Source organism: Cupriavidus pauculus (assembly GCF_008693385.1).
Lineage (GTDB): Bacteria > Pseudomonadota > Gammaproteobacteria > Burkholderiales > Burkholderiaceae > Cupriavidus > Cupriavidus pauculus_D.
Window position 1 is genome coordinate 1,707,578 of sequence record NZ_CP044065.1, and the last position, 21,750, is coordinate 1,729,327.

Consider the following 21,750-nt stretch of genomic DNA (forward strand, 5'->3'; position numbering starts at 1 on the left):
ATGGAACGACTCGGTCCGAACCAATTGGAAGCGCTGCGCGTGCAGCGGCCGCGCTATCACCGAGACTTGCTGCGCGGCGGCATCGTGCATCTGGGCATCGGCGCCTTTCATCGCGCGCATCAGGCTGTGGTGACAGAGGATGCGATCGAGGCGGACCCCGATGGCCATCGCTGGGGCATCGTCGGCGTCTCGCTGCGGCGGCCCGATACGCATGACGCGCTCATGCCGCAGGGCGGGCTCTATACGCTGGCGATACGCGACGGTGGCAGCGTCGATCATCGCGTGATCGGCGCGGTGATCGACGTGCTCGTCGCGGACCACGACCCCGAGGCGGTGCTCGAACGGCTCGCGCATGCGGACACGCGCATCGTCAGCCTGACGATTACCGAGAAGGGCTATTGCCACGATCCGGCCACGGGCGCGCTCAACCCGCGGGATGCGGGCATCGCGCACGATCTGTCGAACGCGGCGCCGCCGGTGACCGCGCTCGGCTACCTCGCGCGGGGCCTGCAACGCCGGCGGCAACGCGGTCTCGGGCCCGTGACGCTGCTGTCGTGCGACAACCTCGCGAGCAACGGCGATACGCTGCGAGGCGTGCTGCTAGCGTTTGCCGAACGCGTGGACCCCGCCCTGCGCGACTGGATTGCCACGCACTGCACGTTTCCGAACAGCATGGTCGATCGCATCGTGCCGAAGACCACGGCAGACGACGTCACGCGGGTATCGAACGCCCTGGGGCTGCACGATGCCTGGCCCGTGGTCGGCGAACCGTTCCTGCAATGGGTCATCGAGGACCGCTTTGCCGCGGGACGTCCGCGCTGGGAAGCCGGTGGCGCGCAGTTTGTCGATCGCGCGCAGCCGTTCGAGCGGCTCAAGCACCGGCTCGTCAACGGCAGCCAGTCGATGATGGCCTACTTCGGCGTGATGGCGGGCTGGCCGACCACCGATCGCGTGATCGCCCAGCCTGGCCTGCGCGCCTTTATCGACGATGCGATGCGCCACGAGCTGCAGCCGACGCTGCCCCTGCTGCCCGGGCTCGATGTCGATGCGTATCGCGAAAGCCTGCTGCCGCGCTTCGAGAACCCCGCGCTTGGGCATCGCACACGGCAGATTGCCATGGATGGTTCGCAGAAGATCCCGCAACGACTGCTGGCACCGATCGCCGAACGTCTCGCGCGCGGCCAACCGTTCGATCGCCTCGCGCTCGGCGTGGCCGCGTGGATCCACTTCCTGCGCGGCTACGATGAACATGGCGAGGCCTATCCGATCGAGGATCCGATGGCCGACCTGTTGCGGCCGCTGGCGAGCGATGTGCGGGCGATCACCGGCTTTGCCCCGGTGTTTGGCGCGCTGGGCACGTCGGCGGTGTTCGTCGACGCGGTGGGGCGGCAACTCGGGCGACTGCGTGCGCAAGGCACGCTTGTCGCGCTCGCCGGTATCCTCAAAGCACCTTAGGCACCGCCGCCGCCAGCATGGCCACGCCCGACAGCGTCAGCAGCGACAGCACGATGCGACGGAACGCGATGTCGCTGATGCCGAGGTACACGCGCGTGCCCAGAAACGCGGGAATCAGCATGGCCGGTGCGACGATCGCGAACTTCGGCAGCATGTCGGCCGTCACGATGCCCGTGCCGACATAGATGGCCATCGTGACGATCAGCGCGCCGAGGTTGAAGTTCTGGATGATCGTGCGCTGTGTGTCCTTCTCGAACCCGCGCAGCGTGCACCAGAGCGTCGGGATCATGCCCGTGATGCCGCCGATGCCGCCCATGATGCCGCCGAGCCAGCCCGCAACGCCGTCGGCAAAGCGGCCGCCGCGCGTGATGCGCGGCATGTTCGCCGAGAACAGCATGATCGGGCACCAGATCACGAGCACGGTGCCGAGCAGGATCTTGAACCAGTGGACGTTGAGCATCGGCAGCAGTATCACGCCGACCGGAATGCCCAGCACGCCGCCGAGCAGGAACGGCAGCAACGCCGCCCAATGAAACTTGCGCCGGACCGTGAATGCCGCGAGCAGCTGGCCCGTCAGCGCGCCGAACACCGACATCGCCGCGGCGAGCCTGGGTTCCACGGCCCAGGCCCAGAACGACATGGCCACCATGCCGAATGCGAATCCCGAAAGTCCCTGTACAAAGCCCGCCACGATCGCGCCCAGTGCGATCAGCAGCAGCGTGGTGTCGATAGACATGTCTCTCGTTGTTATGCGTTGTTGTCTCGTCAGCGCACGATACCTTTTTCCACCGCGTCCGTCACCTGTGCGACCACGCCTTCGCGCCAGTCGTCGCTATCGATATAGAACGCCTGCCAGATCGCGTGCCTGATCAGCGCGCGCTGGTTCTCGTCGGCATCGGGATGCCGGTGCAGCCAGTGATCCCCGCGCAGGGCCTCCAGCACCTCCGCGATCGGCAGCGTGCCGAACTCGAGCGCGATGCCTGCATAGTCGAGCGAGGCAAGCGGGCCCAGTGTCTGCGGTAACGCAAGCCACGCCACGCCGCTCAGGTGGGCGGACGTGGACGAGCCGTCGTACATCGACGTCACCCCGCTGCCCCAGACCTGCTGCGTGCGCGCCAGTTGCGCGGCATCGTCGGGGCCCATGTAGATGGGCTCGCCATAGCCGCGCGGGCCGAGACCCGTATGGATATCGATCCATCTGAACGACTCGCGCCCGGAACCGAAGCGCGCGAGGATGCGGCGCAGCGTGTAGTTGCTCCATGTCGCGCGCGTGCCGCCGAAGAACATGCCATCGGGATCCTGATACTGGCCCGCGCTCACCGCGGCCTGGTACCAGGCCATGCCGCGCGCCGCAATCGCCTGCATGAGCGCGGCATGGTCGGCCTGCGACGGCGGCCATTGTTCCGGCAACAGCAGGGGCGCGACCTCGGCGTAGGCCGCGTTCGCGGGCAGCGGCTGGTCGAAATCCATGAAGTTGCGGTTCAGGTCGACATTGTCCTCGTTGACGCGCCGCAGATGCGAGAAGCCATACGGATTCACCGCGTGCACGAGCAGCAGCGCCACGCGCGCCTCCGCGCAGGCGGCATGCAGCGTGGTATCGCGCAGCAGCGCGACCTGCGCGCCGGCGCCGCAATAGCCTTCGGCGCCGTGGATGCCCGAGGTGACCATCAGGCAATGCGGGGCGTCGGCCGCGCCCACGAGCGCCACGTCGATGGCCAGCGGCTCGTCGTCGCGGCCCAGTTCGGTGGGATGGGGGAATTCGGTCAGCGCGGCGCCGGCATTGCGCGCGGCATCGAGGAACTTCTGGCGCGCAACGGCATAGCTCGGCGCGAAACAGTCGGCAGCTCGCATGGCGGCAAGGGGCCTGGGGGGCCGGAGTCCGGAGGACGATGCTGCGATTAGACGCCTTTTCGGCGCGTCTTTCCACCCCGCCGGGTCAGAAACGTTCCGCGGCCAGTCCAGTGCGGAACGCGTGCGGATGCATGACGATGCCCGCCGCGGCGATCTGGGCGGACGACAGCACCAGATGTCTGGCAAGCCAGTCATGCACGCCGCGCAGAAAACGGATGTTCTCGACGCTGTTCGATTCCGCAATCAGGCGTTCGAGCTTGACATGCGCGGTATAGACATCGAGCAGGTTCTCGGCCTTGAGCCGGGGCGGCGTGCTAGGACTGCGCTCGATGCCGAGCACGCGCGTCACCTGCGCGTCGGAAAGCGGCTCGCCGCGCGCGATCTGGCGGTAGATGTCGTCCAGCGCCGGAAACCTGACGGTCGGCTGCACGCGCGGCACCCCGGCGACCTTTTCCATGCGCAGGACGACGTACCGCGTGGCGGCATTGCGGCGGGCGAGCTTGCGGGCGGCTTCCTTGTCGATGGCGTCGCCTTTGCCACCGCCGCCTTGGCCGCTGCCGCGATCGCCACGCCCCGTGCCCGCCGCGCGCGGCGCGCGGGCCGCAGGCCGCAGGCCCACGTCGGTCCCGCCGGTCCCGTCGGTCCCCTCGAACGAATCGTCCGGGAGCGAGGCGGCAGTTGCGGACGCGGCCGGCATATCGCGCTCGGTGTAGTCGGGCACGGTCTCGAGCCACGACGGCTCGGTCAACACCGCCCGCGCGCAATCGGCGCCAAACGGATACTCGTGCCCCGCGGCGTCGCGCAGGATATACGCGTGGCCTTCCGGAAAACCATGGTGGCGGCCGCCCAGCGGCGAGCGCGCATGGCAGCGGGTATGGGCGGGATCGACAAAGTCCTTGCGGACCGGCGTCCAGCCGTCGGGGACGGTCATGATCGAATGCGGCGGGTCGAAGCAGGCGACATTATCGCCTGCCGCCGCCCCGCGGCTACTTCAGCATGAACGACATCGCCGACAGCGAGTTCAGCATCCGCACGGCCGACTGCACCGAATCCGCCTGGAACGCGAGCAGGTCGCCCTCCAGGCGTTCAAGCACGGGCCACTGGCAGAACAGGTCCGCATGCGCGGGGGTCATGGTCTGCAACCGCACCTTGATCGGTCCCGTGAGCTCGAGGCAGCGCGCCTCGGGCCGCTCGATGGCCAGCCGCGTGGCGGCTTCGGCGGCCTCGGCAATCGCCTGCCGCGCACCGGCTGGCGACAGCGACGTACCGCTGCCCTGCCCGCCCGCCTGCTTGGTTTCCACGTACCGCACCCATGGCATCAGCGGCCGCGTCTCGTTGACGAACACGTCATCGCCGCTCGCCAGCAGCACGGGCACATCGAACTCGCCGGCCAGCGCCGCGTAGATGCCCGCCTCGCCGAGCTCGAGCCCGTTGAGCCAGACCCGCGCGAACGCACCGCTGTTGATCGTATGCGCGAGCACGCCGCGGCTCTGCGCGCGGCCGTGATAGCCGATCATGAACACGCCATCGCAATCCTGCTCGACGCCGGCCATCATACTGAGGTAGCGCGGCTTGCCGAGCACGAGCTGCACGCGCGGATCGAGCTGATCGGGCAGCAGGTTGCGGAAGCCGCCATGCGAATCGTTGACGATGACCGCAGTCGCGCCGCCGGCGAAAGCGCCCTGCGCGGCGGCGTTGGCCTCGGCCGTCATCCACGCACGCGCGCGTTCGTACTCGCCGTTGCCGGCCCGCGTCTGTTCGGGATGGAATACGCCGGCCACGCCCTCGATATCGGCCGAAATCAGAATCTTCATGGTCTACGGTTCAAAATGCGAGCATCTCTCGCAATGCGGCGCGGCGATGGCCGTCGCGGCCGGTCACGGCTTCGGCGTGCCACAGTGCATGGACAATGGCCTGCTCGACGCTGTCGGCGGCCGCGCGGAACAATGGATCGAGCCGCGACTCGTGGAGCATGGCAACGGCCGGCATGGGCGCGTCGGTGCCATGCGGCACCGTGTAGGCCGTGGAAAACGCGAACGCGATATCCCCAGAGCCATGCCCGAACACCGAACCCGTGCGCGCAAGGCCCGCGCCGGCACGCAGCGACAAACGCCGCAGCTGCCGCGCATCGAGCGGCGCGTCGGTGGCAACGACCATGATGATCGAGCCCTTTTCCGGCGCCGCCGTCTGTTCGGCCAGCTTCGCGGCCAGCCGCGCGCCCACGTGTTCGCCGGCGAGTATCAGCGACTCCGGCGTGCCGAAGTTGGACAACACGAGCGCGCCGACGGTGTACCGTTCGCCATCGTGCCGGCCATCGCACGACACCACGCGCGAGGCCGTGCCGATTCCCCCCTTCACCCCAAACGACGACATCCCGCGCCCCGCGCCGATCGCGCCCTGCGCCACATCGGCACCGGCCCCACTCAGCGCGCGCGCATAGTGGTCGCCCGCGACCACCATCGCCTGGATATCGTTCAGGTACCCGTCATTGCACTCGAACACGAGCGGATTGACCGTGGGCCACGCGCGGCCGATCTCGGGATTGTCGGCAATCGCCGCGCGGATCTGCGCCTGCGCCACCGCCCCCACGGAGAACGTATTGGTCAGCGCGATCGGCGTCTCCAGCACGCCGAGCTCGTCCACCTGCACGAGGCCGATGCTCTTGCCAAAGCCGTTGAGCACCGACGCCGCGGCGGGCACCTTGTCGGTATAGACGTTGCCGCCATGCGGCCGCACGACCGTCACCCCGGTCTGGCAGGCATCGTGCGCAAGCGTGCAGTGGCCGACGGTCACGCCGGCCACATCGGTGATCGCATCGCGCGGCCCCGAAGGCAGTGGCCCGATGCGCGGCGGGTTCGAAAGGGTCATCACCGATCAGCGACGATCGATCTTCGGATCCAGCGCGTCGCGCAGGCCGTCGCCGAGCAGGTTGAACGCCAGCACGGTCAGGAAGATCGCCACGCTCGGGAAGATCGCCACATGCGGCGCGGTCACCATGTCGGCCCGCGCCTCGTTGAGCATCGCGCCCCATTCCGGGGTCGGCGGCTGCGCGCCAAGGCCCAGGAACGACAGGCCCGCGGCCGTGATGATCGACGTGCCGATACGCATCGAGAAGTAGACGACGATCGACGACACGGTGCCCGGCAGGATATGCCGCATCAGGATGGTCCAGTCGGACGCGCCGATACTGCGCGCGGCCTCCACGTACGTCAGCTGCTTGAGCATCAGCGTGTTGCCGCGCACGAGCCGCGCGAACGCCGGAATGCTGAACACCGCGACCGCGAAGATCACGTTGGTCATGCCGTTGCCGAGAATGGCCACGATGCCGATGGCGAGCAGAATGCCCGGGAACGCGAACAGCACGTCCGAGATCCGCGTCACGATGCGGTCCCACCAGCCTTCGTAGTAGCCGGCCAGCAGGCCCAGCACGGTGCCGATGATCGCACCGATGATCACCGAGAAGAAGCCCGCGGCCAGCGAGATACGCGTGCCCGCGATGATGCGGCTGAAGATATCGCGGCCGAGCGAGTCGACGCCCATCCAGTGCGCGACCGACGGCCCCGCGTTCAGCGAGTCGTAGTCGAAGTAGTTCTCCGGATCGTACGGCACGATATAAGGCGCGAGCACCGCGATGACGACGAGCATCAGCACGAACGCCCCGGCGGCGATGGCGAGATGCTGCTTGCGGAACTTGCGCCAGAACTCCGTCCACGGCGTGCGCACGCGCTCGCGCGAAAATGGATTGACGGTGGCCGCTTCGTGCGAACCGGAACTGGCTGGCGTAGAGATATCAGACATGCCGGCCTCCCTTATTTGTAACGGATAGCAGGATTGATCACCGTGTAGAGCAGGTCCACCACGAGGTTGATCAAGATGAATTCGAGCGAGAACAGCAGCACCTCGGCCTGAATGACCGGGTAGTCGCGCATCTCCACGGCGTCGACGAGCAGGCGGCCGAGGCCGGGCCAGTTGAACACCTTTTCGACGAGGATCGAGCCGCCCAGCAGAAAGCCGAACTGCAGGCCCATCATCGTCACGACGGGAATCATCGCGTTGCGCAGCGTGTGCTTGACCACCACGACCGTCTCGCGCACACCCTTGGCGCGCGCGGTGCGCACGAAGTCTTCCTGCAGCACTTCGATGAACGAGGCCCGCGTGAAGCGCGCCATCACGGCGGCCACGGCGGCGCCGAGCGTCAGCGACGGCAGGATGTAATGCTTCCAGCTATCGGCGCCGATCGACGGCAGCCAGCCCAGCTGGACCGAGAACACTTCCATCAGCAGCATGCCCAGCGCGAACGCGGGGAACGAGATGCCCGACACCGCGAGCGTCATGCCCAGGCGATCGGGCCACTTGTTGCGGAATACCGCCGAGCCGATACCGATGGTCATGCCGAACACCACCGCCCATGCCATCGACGTCAGCGTCAGATAGAGGGTGGGCAGGAAGCGCTCGCCAATTTCCTCGCTGACGGGACGCTTGGTCCGCAGCGACGTGCCGAATTCTCCCTGCAGCGCGTTCGAGAAGAACCGGACGAACTGTTCGTGCATCGGACGGTCGAGACCCAGGTCCTTGCGCACGAGCTCCACGGTCGCCTGGTCGGCTTCGGGGCCGGCTGCCAGCCGCGCCGGATCGCCGGGCAGCATATGGACGAACAGGAACACCATCACCGCCACCAGCAGCAGTGTCGGAATCACGCCCAGGCATCGTTTGAGGAAGTAATTCAGCATCGAGAACTCTTGTTGTAATTGCTCCCCTCCCCCCATGGGGGAGGGGTCATGCCTACCGCTTACTGCTTGATGTCGATCTCGTCGAAGTTGAACGAGCCGTCAGGCATCGCGTACGCACCCGACAGGCGCTTCGCACGCGCGAACAGCACCTTCTCGGTCACGAGGAACGCCCACGGTGCATCCTTCCAGATACGCTCCTGCGCGTCCTTGTACAGACGGGCCTTCTCGGCGCGGTCGGTCGTACGCAGCGCGCCGGCGATATCGGCATCCACCTGGTCGTTCTTGTAGTACGCGGTGTTCAGCAGCTTCGGCGGCATCGATTCCGAGGCCAGCAGCGGACGCAGCGCCCAGTCCGACTCACCGGTCGACGACGACCAGCCCACGTAGTAGAGGCGCACGCCAGCGTCTTCCGGCTTCTGCACGCTCTCCACCTTTTCCACGCGCTGGCCGGCTTCCAGTGCCTGCACGCTGGCCTTGATGCCGACCTGCTGCAGCTGCTGCTGCACGAACTGGATCACCTTCTGCGCGGTGGTGTGGTTATACGCGGACCACAGCGTGGTCTCGAAGCCGTTCGGGTAGCCGGCTTCCTTCAGCAGCTCGCGCGCCTTGGCCGGATCGTACGGCCAGGGGCCCAGCTTCTCGGCATAGTCCACGCCGGCGGGCACCACGCCTTCGGACGGCGTGGCGTAGCCTGCGAACGCCACCTTGGCCAGCGCGTCCTTGTTGATCGCGTAGTTGATGGCCTGGCGCACCTTCGGGTCGTTGAACGGCTTTACCTGCGTGTTGAACGAGATGTAGCGCGCGATGATCGACGGCGCGTCGATCAGGTCCACCTTCGGGCTCGTCTTCAGCACGGCGGCCTGCTCGAACGGAATGCGGAACGCAAAGTCGGCTTCGCCGGTCTGCATGACCGCGGCGCGCGTGTTGTTGTCCACCACGGGCTTCCACGTGATCGAGTCGATCTTCGGATAGCCGGTCTTCCAGTAGCCCGCGAACTTCTTGCCCTTCAGGTAATCGGTCTGCTTCCACTCGACGAACTCGAACGGACCCGTGCCCACCGGATGGAACGCGATTTCCTTGCCCCACTTCTTGAGCGCGGTCGGCGAGATCATCACGGCCGACGGATGCGACAGCACGTTGATGAACGGCGAGAACGGCTCCTTCAGCGTGATCTTGACCGTGTTGGCGTCCACCACGTCGGTCTTGGCCACGCGGTTGAACAGCGTGTAGCGCTTGAGCTTGTTGGCCGGGTCGATCACGCGGTCGAAGTTGGCCTTGACGGCGTTCGCGTCGAACGTGGTGCCGTCATGGAACTTCACGCCCTTCTTGAGCTTGATCGTGTAGGTCAGGCCGTCCTTGCTGGCTTCGTAGCTTTCGGCCAGCACGTTGACGAGCTTGAGGTCCTTGTCCAGGCCGAACAAGCCCTGGTAGAACGACTTGGTCACCGCCTGCGACAGCGTGTCGTTCGAATCGTACGGATCGAGCGTGGTGAACGTGGAGTCCACGGCCATCACGGCGTCCTTGGCGGCAAACGCGGGGCTCGCACCGAGCATGCCCAGAGCGCCTGCTGCAACGGCGCCGGCAAACAGCCTGGGCGAAACCATACGGATAGTCATTCTTCTTTCTCCTGGTGGAAGTACCACAAACTTCAGTAGGCGCCGCCGACCGGATGGCGGGCGACATAATGTCCATGCGCGCCGCTGCCGGAGACGGGCACCAGTGGCTTCACCACGGGCTCGTCGCCGACCGCGCGGATCGGGCTGGGGATTTCATCGGACAGCGGTTCGCGCTTCAGGTGGCGGCGCGCCGGATCGGCGATCGGCACCGCCGACATCAGCTTCCTGGTGTACGGGTGCTGCGGATTCTCGAAGATCGCGCGGCGCGGGCCGATCTCGACGATCTGGCCCAGATACATCACGGCCACGCGATGGCTCACGCGCTCCACCACGGCCATGTCGTGGGAGATGAACAGGAACGCCACACCGAGCTCGCGCTGCAGGTCGAGCATCAGATTGACGATCTGCGCCTGGATCGAGACGTCCAGCGCGGACACCGACTCGTCGGCGACCACGACCTTCGGGTTCAGCGCGAGCGCGCGCGCGATGCAGATGCGCTGGCGCTGGCCGCCCGAGAACTCGTGCGGATAGCGGCCGGCCTGCTCGGGCGTGAGGCCCACCTTCTCCAGCAGCCACGCCACGCGCTTCTCGGCTTCCTTGCCGCTCGCCACCTTGTGCACGAGCAGCGGTTCCATGATCGAGTAGCCCACGGGCACGCGCGGGTCCAGCGACGCGAACGGATCCTGGAAGATGAACTGGATATTGCGGCGCAGGCTCTGGAGCGCGGAGCCCTGCATCTGGCTGATGTTCTGGCCCGCGAATTCGATGGTGCCGCTCTGTGCGTTCACCAGGCGCAGCAGCGAACGGCCCGTCGTGGACTTGCCGCAGCCGGACTCGCCGACCAGCGCGAGCGTCTCGCCCGGGTACAGGTCGAAGCTCACCTGCTCCACCGCGTGCACGCGGCGCGTGACGCGGCCGAACATGCCGCCCGGCACATCGAAGCGCGTGACGAGGTCGCGCACGCGCAGGATCGGCTCGGCGTCCTGCGCCACGGTGTCCTGCGGAATCTCCACCACGGGGCCCGCCGCGTCGTTGACCTGCACGAGCGGGAACTTGGCCGGCAGCTCGGTCCCCGTCATCGCGCCGAGCTTCGGCACGGCCGACAGCAGCGCGCGCGTGTACGGATGCGCGGGCGTATGGAACACGTCGTCCGACGCGCCTTCTTCGACTTTCTCGCCGCGGTACATCACGAGCACGCGGTCGGCCACCTCGGCCACCACGCCCATGTCGTGCGTGATGAAGACCACGCCCATGTGCATCTCGGCCTGCAGGTTGCGGATCAGCTGCAGGATCTCGGCCTGAATGGTCACGTCGAGCGCCGTGGTCGGCTCGTCGGCGATCAGCAGCGCCGGCTTGCATGACAGCGCCATCGCGATCATCACGCGCTGGCGCATGCCGCCCGACAGCTGGTGCGGAAAGCGGTCCAGCACGCGGCGCGCTTCGGGAATGCGCACGAGTTCGAGCATGCGCAGTGCCTCGGCACGCGCGGCCGAGCGGCTCATGCCCTGATGCAGGCGGATGGATTCGGCAATCTGCTCGCCGACCGGGAACACCGGGTTCAGCGAGGTCATCGGCTCCTGGAAGATCATCGCCACGTCCGCGCCGCGCACGCTGCGCAGCGTGGCATCGTTGGCGTTGACGAGGTCGATGACATCGCCGCTGCGGCGGCGCAGGGACATGCTGCCGCTCACGATGCGGCCGCCGCCGTGTTCGACCAGGCGCATCAGCGCCAGCGACGTGACGGACTTGCCGGAGCCCGATTCGCCGACCACGGCCAGCGTTTCACCGCGATCGACGTGGAACGACAGGTTGCGCACGGCTTCCACGCTGCGCTCGCTGGTCGCAAAGCGCACCGTGAGGCCGCGCACGGCGACCACGCGTTCGGGCGGCAGCACGAGGCCGGAGGGAGGGATTCGAGAATTCATGCTCAACCGTAAATCCAGACGTTGACGGGCTCGCCCACGCGCGCGATGCCGCGGTACATGCCTTCGGTATTGAACGGCAACGTGACGTTGCCCGCGCGATCCACCGCGATCAGGCCGCCACGGCCGTTGATCGCGGGCAGTTTTTCCATGACCACGCGGCGCGCGGCCTCTTCGAGCGACAGGCCCGCATAGCGCATCTGCGCGGCGACGTCGTAGGCCGCCACCGTACGGATGAACATCTCGCCCGTGCCCGTGGCGGACACCGCGGCCACATCGTCCGCGTAGCAGCCGGCGCCGAACACCGGCGTATCGCCGACGCGGCCCACCTGCTTGTTGGTCACGCCGCCCGTGGACGTTGCTGCCGCGAGGTTGCCCTGCGCGTCGCGCGCCACCGCGCCCACCGTGCCGAACTTGCGGTCCGGATCGATCGGGTCCGTACCGCCGGCCTTCGCCTGCGCGGCCAGCGCGGCCGCGTCGTGGTCGAGCAGTGCCATGCCGGCAGACGCACGCGCGCGCAGCCACTGGTCGTGACGCGCCTGCGTGAAGTAATAATCGGGGGATACGAGCTCGAGGCCCTGCGCCTCGGCGAACGCTTCCGCGCCCTCGCCCGCGAACAGCACGTGTTCGCTGTGCTCGAGCACCGCGCGCGCGGCCAGTACCGGGTTGCGCACGCGCTTGACGCAGGTAATCGCGCCCGCGTTCAGCGTCGCGCCGTCCATCACGGAGGCATCGAGTTCATAGGTGCCCGCGTGCGTGAGCACGGCGCCCTTGCCCGCGTTGAACAGCGGGCATTCCTCGAGCAGGCGCACGGCCTCGGTCACCGCGTCGAGCGCGCTGCCGCCGGCGGTCAGCACGCGCTGGCCTTCGCGCAGCACGTGTTCGAGCGCTTCGGTGTATTCGCGTTCGCGTTGCGCGTCCATCGCGGCGCGGGTAATCGTGCCGGCGCCACCGTGAATGGCAATGACAGCGGAATTCATCTGTACGGGTAACTCAGTCAGGAGATTTCGGGGCGGCAGGACGCGAGGCGCCTTGCCGGGATTGCGTGTCGCGGTCATCGCTGCGCGCGCCGGGCGCGCCATACAGCCATGGCAGCAGGAATTCGGTCATCTCGGCCGCGGCCTTCACCGAACGCGCCGAGCGATAGGCCACCGCACCGCACAGCGCCTCGATCAGCGCGAGCACCGTGGCATCGGAGTTCGCCGACAGCCGGTTGCCCGCGTTCGCATACAGCGCGATATCGGCAAGCGGCGCCAGCGGCGAGGTCGGGCCGTCCGTCAGGGCGAGCAGGCGGCCGCCGTGCGCCTTCACGCGCTGGGCCAGCAGCATCGAGTCCGCGACGTAGCGCGGGAAGGCGATGGCGATCACGAGGTCCTGCGGCTGCAGCTTGAACAGTTGCCGGGCCGCGTGCGAGGCACCGCCCGCGTTGGACACCGAGGTGACCATGCGGCAATGCATCTCGAGGCCGTGCTGCAGCAGGCCGGCGAGGAAACCGCTCGCGCCGAAGCCCATCACGTAGACGCGCTCGGCGCCGAGAATGGCATCGACGGCGCGCTCGCAGGCATCGGCATCGAGCGAGCGGCGCGTGGCTTCCAGATTGCGCGCGCCGTCTTCGAGCGCGGCGGCGATGACGTCGGCCACGGACGACGGCCGTTCCAGTTCCGTGCGCAGCCGCTCCACGGGCGCGAGCGTCGCCTCGAATCCGCGCACGAGTTCGGCGCGGAACTGCGGGTACCCTTCGAACCCGAGCGCGCGCGCAAAGCGGTTCGCGGTGGCCACCGAGACATCGACCGCGGTCGCGAATTCGTCGATACGCATCGTCGCGGCGCGGAACAGGTTGTCCAGCACATAGCTGGCCATACGCTGATGCGCGGGCGTCAGCGTGGGCAGGCTACGGGCGATACGCTCGGAAATCGACAGACCTTCGTGCATGGGGGGTAATATCCTGCGGGCGGGCAGGCTTCAATCTGGTGCAAGACTTGGGTCCAAGGAACGGTCCGCACCAATATTGGGACCGATCGGAAGCTTCAGGAAAGCATGCCTGATGAAAAGGCACTTTCCTCGTGCGCCAGTTCATGTAAATAAATTTACACGCAAACGGCATACCAGGAGAACCCCGGCGAACCCGAATACGGGTAATCCCCTATACGCCGGGCACAGCGCCGCGCCGCGCTACAATGCCGCCCTGCCTCACCGTCCATCGCCCGTCTTCCCGTGATCCGAATCGACCAGCTTGTCCTCCAGCGCGGCACCAAGGTGCTGTTCGACCATACCAGCGTGACGCTGAACCCCGGCGAACGGGTAGGCCTCGTCGGGGCCAACGGCAGCGGCAAGTCGACGCTGTTCTCGATGCTGCGCGGCGACCTGCACCCCGATGGCGGCGACGTATTCATCCCCGCAAGCTGGCGCATCGCCCACGTCGCGCAGGAAACCCCGGCCGTCTCGCGCAGCGCGGTGGACTATACGATCGACGGCGACACCCGTCTGCGCGAGATCGAAGCGCGCATCGCCGCGGCACAGGCCTCGGGCGACGGCGCCGCCGAGGGCGAGGCGCATGCCGCCTATGCCGACGCCGACGGCTACACGGCAAGCTCGCGCGCGGAGGCGCTGCTGCTGGGTCTCGGTTTCACGCTCGCGCAGGTCTCGCAACCGGTCTCGTCCTTCTCGGGCGGCTGGCGCATGCGCCTGAACCTCGCGCAGGCCCTGATGTGCCCGTCCGACCTGCTGCTGCTCGACGAACCGACCAACCACCTGGACCTCGACGCCATCGTCTGGCTCGAAGACTGGCTCGCGCGCTATCCCGGAACGCTGGTCATGATCTCGCACGACCGCGAGTTCCTCGACGCCATCTGCACGGTCACGGTCCATATCGAGCATCTGAAGCTCAATCGCTACGGCGGCAACTACACGCAGTTCGAGACGCTGCGCCTGCAGCAGATGGCGCTGCAGCAGGCCGCCTATGCGCGCCAGCAGAAGGAAATCGCGCATCTCGAATCGTTCATCACGCGCTTCAAGGCCAAGGCGACGAAGGCCCGACAGGCCCAGAGCCGCGTCAAGGCCCTCGAACGCATGGAGCGCCTGGCGCCCGTGCACGCCGCCGCGGGCTTCGCATTCGAATTCCGCGAACCCGAGTCCGCCCCGAACCCGATGATGGTGCTCGACGGCGTGGATTGCGGCTACCCCGACGCGCAGCCGCCCGTCACGATCCTGCACAATCTGGCGCTGTCGATCCAGAACGGCCAGCGTATCGGCCTGCTCGGCGCCAACGGCCAGGGCAAGTCCACGCTGGTGAAGACGCTCGCGGGCACGCAGGATCCGATGAAGGGTACGCTGCGCCACGGCAAGGGCCTCGTCATCGGCTACTTTGCCCAGCATCAGCTGGAAACGCTGCGCGATCACGATTCCCCGCTCCAGCATCTGGCGCGCCTCGCGCCCGATACGCGCGAGCAGGAACTGCGCGACTTCCTCGGCAGCTTCAATTTCCGCGGCGACATGGCCACCGCGCCGATCGAACCGTTTTCGGGCGGCGAAAAGGCGCGCCTCGCGCTGGCGCTGATCGTCTGGCAGAAGCCCAACCTGCTGCTGCTCGACGAACCGACCAACCACCTGGACCTCGACACGCGCGAAGCCCTGACCATGGCTTTGGCGCAGTTCGAAGGCACGCTGATTCTCGTCTCGCACGACCGTCACCTGCTGCGGGCCACGTCGGACCAGTTCATGCTCGTGGCCGACGGCACGATCCGGCCGTTCGACGGCGACCTCGACGACTATCGGGACTGGCTGCTGCAACAGGCGGCCGCGAAGCGCAACGCCGCCACGGCCGCGCATGCGACCGACGCGGCGCCGGCGGTGAACCGCAAGGACCAGCGCCGCGCGGAGGCCGACGAACGCCAGCGCCTCGCGCAGCTGCGCAAGCCGCTGACGAAGGAAGTCGAGAAAATCGAGAAGCGGATGGCCGTGCTGCAGGCCGACAAGGACGCCATCGACGCGTTCATGGCCGACGAGTCGAGCTACGCGGAGGCCAACAAGGCGAAGCTGATGGAGATGCTCAAGCGCCAGGGCGAGGTCACTGGCGAACTTGAGACGCTGGAAGAACGCTGGCTGGAACTACAGGAACAGATCGAACAAATTCTGTAGTTTTGAAGCGGTCTCCCTTACCGATTACCGGAAATGCTTTTCGCGGCGAATCAGGCCGACCGCGAGAGTCAGCGTCAGACTCACAAGCCAGATCAACGACCACGCCGGAATCGACAGCCCCAGAATCGGCGGCAATTCCGCCGTGCAGAGGCCATCCGAGTAGAACAGCTGCGGCAGCACCCGCGCGGTCGGCAGCTGGTTGACCCAGTTCTCGAGCGGATCGATACCGCACGATGCCTTCGGGTTCAGCAACAGCGACACGTGATACCCCGCCACCGCGATGCCCGCGACGCCCGACAGCATGCCGAGCCCCTGCCACAGCGTGCGCGTGTTCTGCGCGACGACCGCGAGCAGCGAGAAGATGCCGATACCGAGGAACGCAAAGCGCTGCATGATGCAGAGCGGACAGGGCTGGTAGCCCTCGGCCATCTGCAGGTAAACGGCGAACGCGACCGCGCCGAAAGAAAGGAACGCGATCAGCAGAAAGTAAGCTCGGGAATTGGCTTGCATGGGCATCGAATACAGGGAAAGTCATGCGAGGCATGACGAACGTTTCGACGCGCATTATGGCCGATTTTCCCGTCCGCGTTCGGACCGCACGGACAAACACCGCGCGGGGCGCTGCGGCGGATTGCCGCAGTGCCCCGCGAACATCCTGTCAGCGTCCCGTCACGCTGCCGTCTGCGCCGACAGATACCGGCGGCGCCACGGCTTGAGGATGGCGATCGCCAGCACGGCCGTGATGATGTCGAGCGCGATGGCCACGCCGAACACCGGCATCCAGCTGCCCATGCGCTCGTGCATCAGCGCCGCGAGCGGACCGCCGAAAATCGAGCCGATGCCCTGCGAGATATAGAGCCAGCCGTAATTCGTCGTGGCGTACTTCGTGCCGAAGGTATCGGTCAGCGTCGACGGGAACAGCGAGAAGATTTCGCCCCAGCCGAGGAACACCACGCCCGACAGCAGCACGAACAGCACCGCGTTCTCGCGCGTCAGCAGCCACAGCGTCATGGCCACGGCTTCCAGTGCAAACGCGAAGCACATCGTGTTTTCGCGCCCCCACTTGTCCGAGACCCAGCCGAACAGCGGCCGCGTCAGCCCGTTGGTCAGGCGGTCGATGGTCAGCGCGAGCGGCAGCGCGGCCATGCCGAACACCACGGCGTTGGACACGCCGAAGTCCTTGGCGAACGCGGCCATCTGCGACGTGACCATCAGGCCCGACGTCGACATCATCGTCATCATCGCGAACAGCAGATAGAACAGCGGCGTCTTCAGCATCGTGCGCGTCGGCACGTCCGCGACGTTGGACGTCACCTGCGACGACGCTGCCGGCAGCACGTCGCCGGCAGCCGGCGCGCGAAGCCCCTGCGAGGCGACGAAACCGATCGCCGCGAACAGCAGGCCGAACTGCCACAGCGTGGACTCGAGGCCCTTGCCGGCCAGCGATGCCGCAATCGGGAACGTCGTCACGATCGCGCCCATGCCATAGCCGGCCGCGACCATGCCCACCGCAAACCCGCGGCGATCGGGGAACCAGCGCACCATCTGGCCGACCACGCCGACGTAGACGATGCCGGTACCGAGGCCGCCCACGATGCCATAGCTCAGATACAGCATGCCCACGGTCTGCGCCTGCGAAGCGAGCACCCAGCTGAGGCCCGCGAGCACCGTGCCGAGCGCGATCAGCCGGCGTGGGCCGAAGCGCTCGATCAGCGCGCCCTGGAACGGCGAAAAGAACGTCTGCAGCACGATCAGCATCGAGAACGTGATCTGCAATTCGGACAGCGGCACGCCAAGCTTGGCCGAGAGCGGCTTGGTGAACAGCGTCCAGACGTATTGCGGGCTCGAGATCGCCATCATGCAGGCGAGGCCCAGCAACAACTGTATCCAGCGCGTGCGCGCCAGCGGCAATGCCTGCGACGCCGGAAGCGCCGCACCTTCAGCAACGGTACGCATCGAACTACTCCTTCACACTGTCAGACGGACTTCAAGAAAAGCCGCGCGCCGGTCGGCGCGCGGCGGAAACCTGGGCCGGCGCCCCGCTACCACCCCACGGCCGCGCCGTCGCTGCGCGGATCGCTGCCGCCCTCGTAGAGCCCATCGGCGCCGAGCACGATCGCGCCCGCATGGCCCATCGTCTCGTCGTACGGCAGCAGGATCTCCACGTCGTGCCCCAGCGCGCGCAGCGCGTGCTGCGTGGCCTCGGGAAAGCGTGACTCGAGCTTGAGCGTGTCGCTGGTCTGGCCCCACGTGCGGCCGAGCAGCCAGCGCGGCGCATCGATCGCGGCCTGCGGATGCATGCCGTAATGGACGATGCGCGAGAACACGGCCGACTGCGATTGCGGCTGGCCGTCGCCGCCCATGTTTCCGTAGACGAGCGTGCGGCCGTCGTTCAGCCGCGCCATGGCGGGGTTCAGCGTGTGGAACGGCTTGCGCCCCGGCATCAGCGGATTGCGCGCCTCTGCATCGAGAGAGAAGCTGCAACCGCGGTTCTGCCAGTTGACGCCGGAGACCGGCAGCACGATGCCGCTGCCGAACTCGTGATAGATGCTCTGGATAAAGCTGACGGCCACGCCGTTGCGATCGATCGCGCCCATCCACACGGTGTCGGCCGGCCCCATGCCCTCGCCCCACGGCAGCACCGCATCGGGACGGATGCGCGCGGCCGCGGCATCGAGCCACGGCGGCGCGAGCAGATCGCGCACGTCGACCTCCATATAGGCGGGGTCGGTGATATGGCGGTCGCGCACGCGGAACGCCTGCTTGGTGGCCTCCACGCATGCATGCACGAAGGCCGGACCGTTGGGGTCCGTGCCCAGGCCGTTGTCAGGCGCGAGCCGGTCGAGTTGCCCGAGAATCAGCAGCGACACGAGGCCCTGCGTGGGCGGCGGCATGTTGTAGACCGTGCCGCGCGAATGCGCGAGCGCGAGCGGCGTCTTCCAGACCGCGCGATGCGCCTGCAGGTCGGCCAGCGACAGCGGGCTGCCCACGTCGCCGAGTTCGCCGGCGAGCGTGCGCGCCAGGTCGCCGCGATAGAAATCGTCGAAGCCCGCCTGCGCAAGCTGCTCGAGCGTGGCGGCAAGGCGCGGCTGCCGGAAACGCTGGCCCGCCTTCGGCAGCCCGCGCGACAGGAACGTCGCCGCAAACCCCGGCATATCGTGCAATTCGTCCGCCTTGAGCGCGACGCATGCGGCCTGGCTTTGCGTCATCGGCACGCCATCGCGCGCATAGGCGATGGCGTCGGCCAGCAGGCGCGTGCGCGGCAGGCGTCCGCCGAGCGCTTCGCGCGACCATTCGAGCGCGGCATGCCAGCCGGAAATGGTGCCCGCCACGGTATTCGCGGCCATGCCGCCGCGCGTGGGCACACGGTCGAAGCCCGCCTCCCGATAGCGCGCGATGGTCGCCGCGCCCGCGGCCGCGCCGCAGGCCTCGAGCCCGCGCGGCGCCTCGCCCGGCCGTCCGATCAGCCAGAAGCCGTCGCCGCCGATGCTGTTCATGTGCGGGTAGACCACCGCGATGGTTGCCGCCGCGGCGACCATCGCCTCCACGGCATTGCCGCCCTCGCGCAGAATGGCCGCCGCGCTCTGCGCGGCCAGCGCGTGCGGGGCAACGGCCATGCCGCGGCTGCCGCGACTGGGTTGAAGATGAAAGCTCACAGGACGATCCGCGATTTATGTATACATAAATTTCCTGCGGTATCGATTGCAACATGTGTGCCAAAGGCGATGGCCGGTTACGCGCGACGCGTCAGGTCACAGGCTGCGAGGCGCGGGCGCACGGCCCGGGCGGCCCCGCAAGGGGCCCCCATGGCCGCAAAGGCGGCTATTGCCGGGATGGCCGGGATGGGAGAGACGGTGTGTGCGACGGAGGAGAGGCCGCGCCATGCGCGTCACGGTTGCCGCGACAAAGATGGGCCGGGACCGCCCGTCAGCCGAAACGCCTGCGCCGTGCAGGTGCGTTCGCGCCTTCGGGCCGCACAAGGCTGGTGCGGGCCTGCTCGAGCCGTTCCGTCGTCAGGCGGCTCACTTCGGCGCGGCCATCCTCGATATGCGCGGACAGCAGCGCGACCGCCCGCGCGCCATCGCGCGCGTCCAGCGCGGCGAGAATCGCGCCATGTTCGTCGTAGGTCAGCGCGATGCGCGTGCCGAACGCAAAGTCGAGCCGTCGGATGATGCGGATGCGGTCCGTCACCTGCTGATGCACGGCCGCGGCCTCGGGGTTGCCGGCCGCATGGACGATCGACAGATGAAACGCCTCGTCGAGCTCGGCCACGCGCTGGCCGTCGTCGAGCCGTTCGGCCACCGGCACGCGCCAGATCGCACCGAGCTCGGCCACAAGCTTCGCGACCGCGGCGTCGTCCGACGCCCCGCCACCGCATAGGCGCATGACCGCATGTGTCTCCAGCATCGTGCGCAGCTCGTACAGGGCCTCGAAGCGCGCCAGGTCGAGCGGCACCACCTCCCAGCCATTGCGGTAATAGCCACGCACGAGGCCATCGCCCTGCAACCGCAGCAGCGCCTCGCGCACGGGCGTGCGCGAGATGCCGAGCCGTTCGGCCACATCGTTCTCGGTAAAGCGGTCGCCGGGCAGCAGCCGGAACGCGAAGATATCGTCGCGCAGGCTCTGGTAGGCCGCGTGCGAACGCGACGGCCGGTCGGCGCGCGCGGTCATTATTCGAGGTGCCGCACGCGGTCGATCGCCTGCTCGATGCGCTCCACCGCGATCACCTCGAGCCCGTCGATGGCCTGCTTCGGCGCGTTGGCCTTCGGAATCACGGCCACCGTGAAACCGAGCTTGGCCGCTTCCTTCAGGCGCTCCTGCCCGCGCGGGCTCGGACGAATCTCGCCGGCCAGCCCGACCTCGCCGAACACGACGAGGCCGCGCGGCAACGGCTTGTTGCGCATCGACGAATGGATCGACAGCAGCACGGCCAGGTCGGCGGCCGGCTCGGTGATCTTCACCCCGCCCACCGCGTTGAGGAACACGTCCTGATCGAAACACGCGATGCCCGCATGCCGGTGCAGCACGGCCAGCAGCATCGCCAGCCGGTTCTGCTCCAGACCGACCGCCAGCCGCCGCGGATTCGGCGAGCCCGCGGCGTCCACCAGCGCCTGCACCTCCACCAGCAGCGGACGCGTGCCCTCCTGCGTCACGAGCACGCACGAGCCGGGCACCGATTCCTCATGCTGCGACAGGAACAGCGCGGACGGATTGCTGATGCCGCGCAGTCCCTTCTCCGTCATCGCGAACACGCCCAGTTCGTTGACCGCGCCAAAGCGGTTCTTGAACGCGCGGATCAACCGGTGCGAGGAATGCGTGTCCCCTTCGAAATACAGCACCGTATCGACGATATGCTCGAGCACGCGCGGACCGGCGAGGCTGCCCTCCTTGGTCACGTGGCCGACGAGGATGATCGTGATGCCGCTGCTCTTGGCAATGCGCGTCAGCTGCGCCGCGCATTCGCGCACCTGCGCCACCGAGCCCGGTGCCGAGGTCAGCGCCTCCGAATACAGCGTCTGGATCGAGTCGATCACCGCCACTTCGGGCTTCTCCGCATCCAGCGCGGCCTGGATCTTCTCCAGCTGGATCTCGGGCAGCAGTCCCAGGGACGGGCTTTCCACGCCCAGCCGCTGCGCGCGCAGCGCGATCTGCGCGCCCGATTCCTCGCCGCTCACATAAAGCACGCGGCGCTCGCCGGCCAGATTGGCCAGCGCCTGCAGCAGCAGCGTCGATTTGCCGATACCGGGATCGCCGCCGATCAGCACCACGCCGCCGGCCACGAGGCCGCCGCCGAGCACGCGGTCGAATTCATCGATCCCGCTCGAGAAACGCGGCACATCGGCCGCATCGATCTCGGACAGCTTGCGCACGACGGCCGAGGCCGCCAGCGGCTGAAACCGGCGCGCGGCCGTGGAGCCCGTATCGGCCACGCTCTCGACCAGCGTGTTCCATTGCTGGCAATGCGGGCACTGGCCCTGCCAGCGCGGCGTGGTGCCGCCGCATTCCGTGCATGTGTAGACAGTCTTGATCTTGGCCAAG

The 21,750-nt window shown here is 67.6% G+C and carries 18 protein-coding genes; 2 read left to right on the top strand and 16 right to left on the bottom strand.

The window, feature by feature from the left end; all coding sequences use genetic code 11:
* The gene (locus tag FOB72_RS07775; protein WP_150371997.1) at window positions 1–1,455 is read left to right on the top strand and encodes a mannitol dehydrogenase family protein; all 1,455 of its coding nucleotides are present in this window, start codon (window positions 1–3) and stop codon (window positions 1,453–1,455) included.
* Here FOB72_RS07775 and FOB72_RS07780 read toward each other — a convergent pair.
* From FOB72_RS07780 to FOB72_RS07830, 11 genes are all read right to left on the bottom strand, one after another.
* Window positions 1,442–2,191, bottom strand: coding sequence for a sulfite exporter TauE/SafE family protein (locus tag FOB72_RS07780; protein ID WP_150371998.1), 750 nt, complete (start codon window positions 2,189–2,191; stop codon window positions 1,442–1,444). The genes FOB72_RS07775 and FOB72_RS07780 overlap by 14 nt on opposite strands.
* A 29-nt stretch (window positions 2,192–2,220) precedes the next feature.
* Window positions 2,221–3,306 carry a M14 family metallopeptidase gene (locus tag FOB72_RS07785; RefSeq protein ID WP_150371999.1) on the bottom strand — a complete coding sequence of 362 codons (1,086 nt, stop codon included), beginning with the start codon at window positions 3,304–3,306 and terminating at the stop codon, window positions 2,221–2,223.
* An 85-nt stretch (window positions 3,307–3,391) separates the two neighbouring features.
* Window positions 3,392–4,237 carry a hypothetical protein gene (locus tag FOB72_RS07790; protein ID WP_150372000.1) on the bottom strand — a complete coding sequence of 282 codons (846 nt, stop codon included), beginning with the start codon at window positions 4,235–4,237 and terminating at the stop codon, window positions 3,392–3,394.
* 55 nt (window positions 4,238–4,292) lie between these two features.
* Window positions 4,293–5,120, bottom strand: coding sequence for a M55 family metallopeptidase (locus FOB72_RS07795; RefSeq protein ID WP_150372001.1), 828 nt, complete (start codon window positions 5,118–5,120; stop codon window positions 4,293–4,295).
* A 10-nt stretch (window positions 5,121–5,130) separates the two neighbouring features.
* Entirely contained in the window at window positions 5,131–6,174 is a 1,044-nt protein-coding gene (locus FOB72_RS07800; RefSeq protein WP_150372002.1) for a P1 family peptidase, read from the bottom strand.
* Window positions 6,175–6,180: 6 nt separating this feature from the next.
* Window positions 6,181–7,104 (bottom strand): glutathione ABC transporter permease GsiD, encoded by a 924-nt coding sequence (gsiD, locus tag FOB72_RS07805; RefSeq protein ID WP_150372003.1) that lies wholly within the window; start codon window positions 7,102–7,104, stop codon window positions 6,181–6,183.
* Between the two features lie 11 nt (window positions 7,105–7,115).
* Entirely contained in the window at window positions 7,116–8,036 is a 921-nt protein-coding gene (gsiC, locus tag FOB72_RS07810; protein WP_150372004.1) for a glutathione ABC transporter permease GsiC, read from the bottom strand.
* A 59-nt stretch (window positions 8,037–8,095) separates the two neighbouring features.
* On the bottom strand, window positions 8,096–9,652 hold the full coding sequence (gene gsiB, locus FOB72_RS07815) for a glutathione ABC transporter substrate-binding protein GsiB (RefSeq protein WP_150372005.1): 1,557 nt from the start codon (window positions 9,650–9,652) through the stop codon (window positions 8,096–8,098).
* A gap of 32 nt (window positions 9,653–9,684) precedes the next feature.
* Window positions 9,685–11,577: a dipeptide ABC transporter ATP-binding protein gene (locus FOB72_RS07820; RefSeq protein ID WP_150372006.1), complete on the bottom strand. Its 1,893-nt coding sequence runs from the start codon at window positions 11,575–11,577 to the stop codon at window positions 9,685–9,687.
* Between the two features lie 2 nt (window positions 11,578–11,579).
* On the bottom strand, window positions 11,580–12,554 hold the full coding sequence (locus FOB72_RS07825; RefSeq protein ID WP_150372007.1) for an isoaspartyl peptidase/L-asparaginase family protein: 975 nt from the start codon (window positions 12,552–12,554) through the stop codon (window positions 11,580–11,582).
* Window positions 12,555–12,567: 13 nt separating this feature from the next.
* Window positions 12,568–13,506, bottom strand: coding sequence for a MurR/RpiR family transcriptional regulator (locus tag FOB72_RS07830; protein WP_150372008.1), 939 nt, complete (start codon window positions 13,504–13,506; stop codon window positions 12,568–12,570).
* A gap of 282 nt (window positions 13,507–13,788) precedes the next feature.
* Between FOB72_RS07830 and FOB72_RS07835 the strand changes: the two genes are divergently transcribed.
* Window positions 13,789–15,711 (top strand): ATP-binding cassette domain-containing protein, encoded by a 1,923-nt coding sequence (locus FOB72_RS07835; protein WP_150372009.1) that lies wholly within the window; start codon window positions 13,789–13,791, stop codon window positions 15,709–15,711.
* A gap of 24 nt (window positions 15,712–15,735) precedes the next feature.
* Here FOB72_RS07835 and FOB72_RS07840 read toward each other — a convergent pair whose 3' ends face one another.
* The 5 genes from FOB72_RS07840 to radA all read right to left on the bottom strand — a co-directional run bounded on the left by FOB72_RS07840 (window position 15,736) and on the right by radA (window position 21,749).
* The gene (locus tag FOB72_RS07840; RefSeq protein ID WP_150372010.1) at window positions 15,736–16,221 is read right to left on the bottom strand and encodes a disulfide bond formation protein B; all 486 of its coding nucleotides are present in this window, start codon (window positions 16,219–16,221) and stop codon (window positions 15,736–15,738) included.
* Window positions 16,222–16,380: 159 nt separating this feature from the next.
* Window positions 16,381–17,667: an oxalate/formate MFS antiporter gene (oxlT, locus tag FOB72_RS07845; RefSeq protein ID WP_150372011.1), complete on the bottom strand. Its 1,287-nt coding sequence runs from the start codon at window positions 17,665–17,667 to the stop codon at window positions 16,381–16,383.
* 86 nt (window positions 17,668–17,753) lie between these two features.
* A complete protein-coding gene (locus FOB72_RS07850) occupies window positions 17,754–19,328 on the bottom strand; it encodes a gamma-glutamyltransferase family protein (protein ID WP_150372012.1) in 1,575 nt (524 codons plus the stop codon).
* A 310-nt stretch (window positions 19,329–19,638) separates the two neighbouring features.
* Window positions 19,639–20,382, bottom strand: coding sequence for a GntR family transcriptional regulator (locus FOB72_RS07855; protein WP_150372013.1), 744 nt, complete (start codon window positions 20,380–20,382; stop codon window positions 19,639–19,641).
* Window positions 20,382–21,749 carry a DNA repair protein RadA gene (gene radA, locus FOB72_RS07860; protein ID WP_150372014.1) on the bottom strand — a complete coding sequence of 456 codons (1,368 nt, stop codon included), beginning with the start codon at window positions 21,747–21,749 and terminating at the stop codon, window positions 20,382–20,384. The genes FOB72_RS07855 and radA overlap by 1 nt, the downstream gene beginning before the upstream one ends.
* Between the last annotated feature and the right edge of the window lies 1 nt (window position 21,750).

Bases quoted from the DNA above. Each gene is read 5' to 3' on its own strand.
- FOB72_RS07775 (WP_150371997.1), top strand. From the start codon at position 1: ATGGAACGACTCGGTCCGAACCAATTGGAAGCGCTGCGCGTGCAGCGG.
- FOB72_RS07840 (WP_150372010.1), bottom strand. From the start codon at position 16,221: ATGCAAGCCAATTCCCGAGCTTACTTTCTGCTGATCGCGTTCCTTTCT.
- FOB72_RS07795 (WP_150372001.1), bottom strand. From the start codon at position 5,120: ATGAAGATTCTGATTTCGGCCGATATCGAGGGCGTGGCCGGCGTATTC.
- FOB72_RS07855 (WP_150372013.1), bottom strand. From the start codon at position 20,382: ATGACCGCGCGCGCCGACCGGCCGTCGCGTTCGCACGCGGCCTACCAG.
- FOB72_RS07820 (WP_150372006.1), bottom strand. From the start codon at position 11,577: ATGAATTCTCGAATCCCTCCCTCCGGCCTCGTGCTGCCGCCCGAACGC.
- gsiD (WP_150372003.1), bottom strand. From the start codon at position 7,104: ATGTCTGATATCTCTACGCCAGCCAGTTCCGGTTCGCACGAAGCGGCC.
- FOB72_RS07790 (WP_150372000.1), bottom strand. From the start codon at position 4,237: ATGACCGTCCCCGACGGCTGGACGCCGGTCCGCAAGGACTTTGTCGAT.
- FOB72_RS07785 (WP_150371999.1), bottom strand. From the start codon at position 3,306: ATGCGAGCTGCCGACTGTTTCGCGCCGAGCTATGCCGTTGCGCGCCAG.
- FOB72_RS07825 (WP_150372007.1), bottom strand. From the start codon at position 12,554: ATGAATTCCGCTGTCATTGCCATTCACGGTGGCGCCGGCACGATTACC.
- gsiC (WP_150372004.1), bottom strand. From the start codon at position 8,036: ATGCTGAATTACTTCCTCAAACGATGCCTGGGCGTGATTCCGACACTG.
- gsiB (WP_150372005.1), bottom strand. From the start codon at position 9,652: ATGACTATCCGTATGGTTTCGCCCAGGCTGTTTGCCGGCGCCGTTGCA.
- FOB72_RS07780 (WP_150371998.1), bottom strand. From the start codon at position 2,191: ATGTCTATCGACACCACGCTGCTGCTGATCGCACTGGGCGCGATCGTG.
- FOB72_RS07850 (WP_150372012.1), bottom strand. From the start codon at position 19,328: ATGGCCGTTGCCCCGCACGCGCTGGCCGCGCAGAGCGCGGCGGCCATT.
- FOB72_RS07830 (WP_150372008.1), bottom strand. From the start codon at position 13,506: ATGCACGAAGGTCTGTCGATTTCCGAGCGTATCGCCCGTAGCCTGCCC.
- FOB72_RS07800 (WP_150372002.1), bottom strand. From the start codon at position 6,174: ATGACCCTTTCGAACCCGCCGCGCATCGGGCCACTGCCTTCGGGGCCG.
- oxlT (WP_150372011.1), bottom strand. From the start codon at position 17,667: ATGCGTACCGTTGCTGAAGGTGCGGCGCTTCCGGCGTCGCAGGCATTG.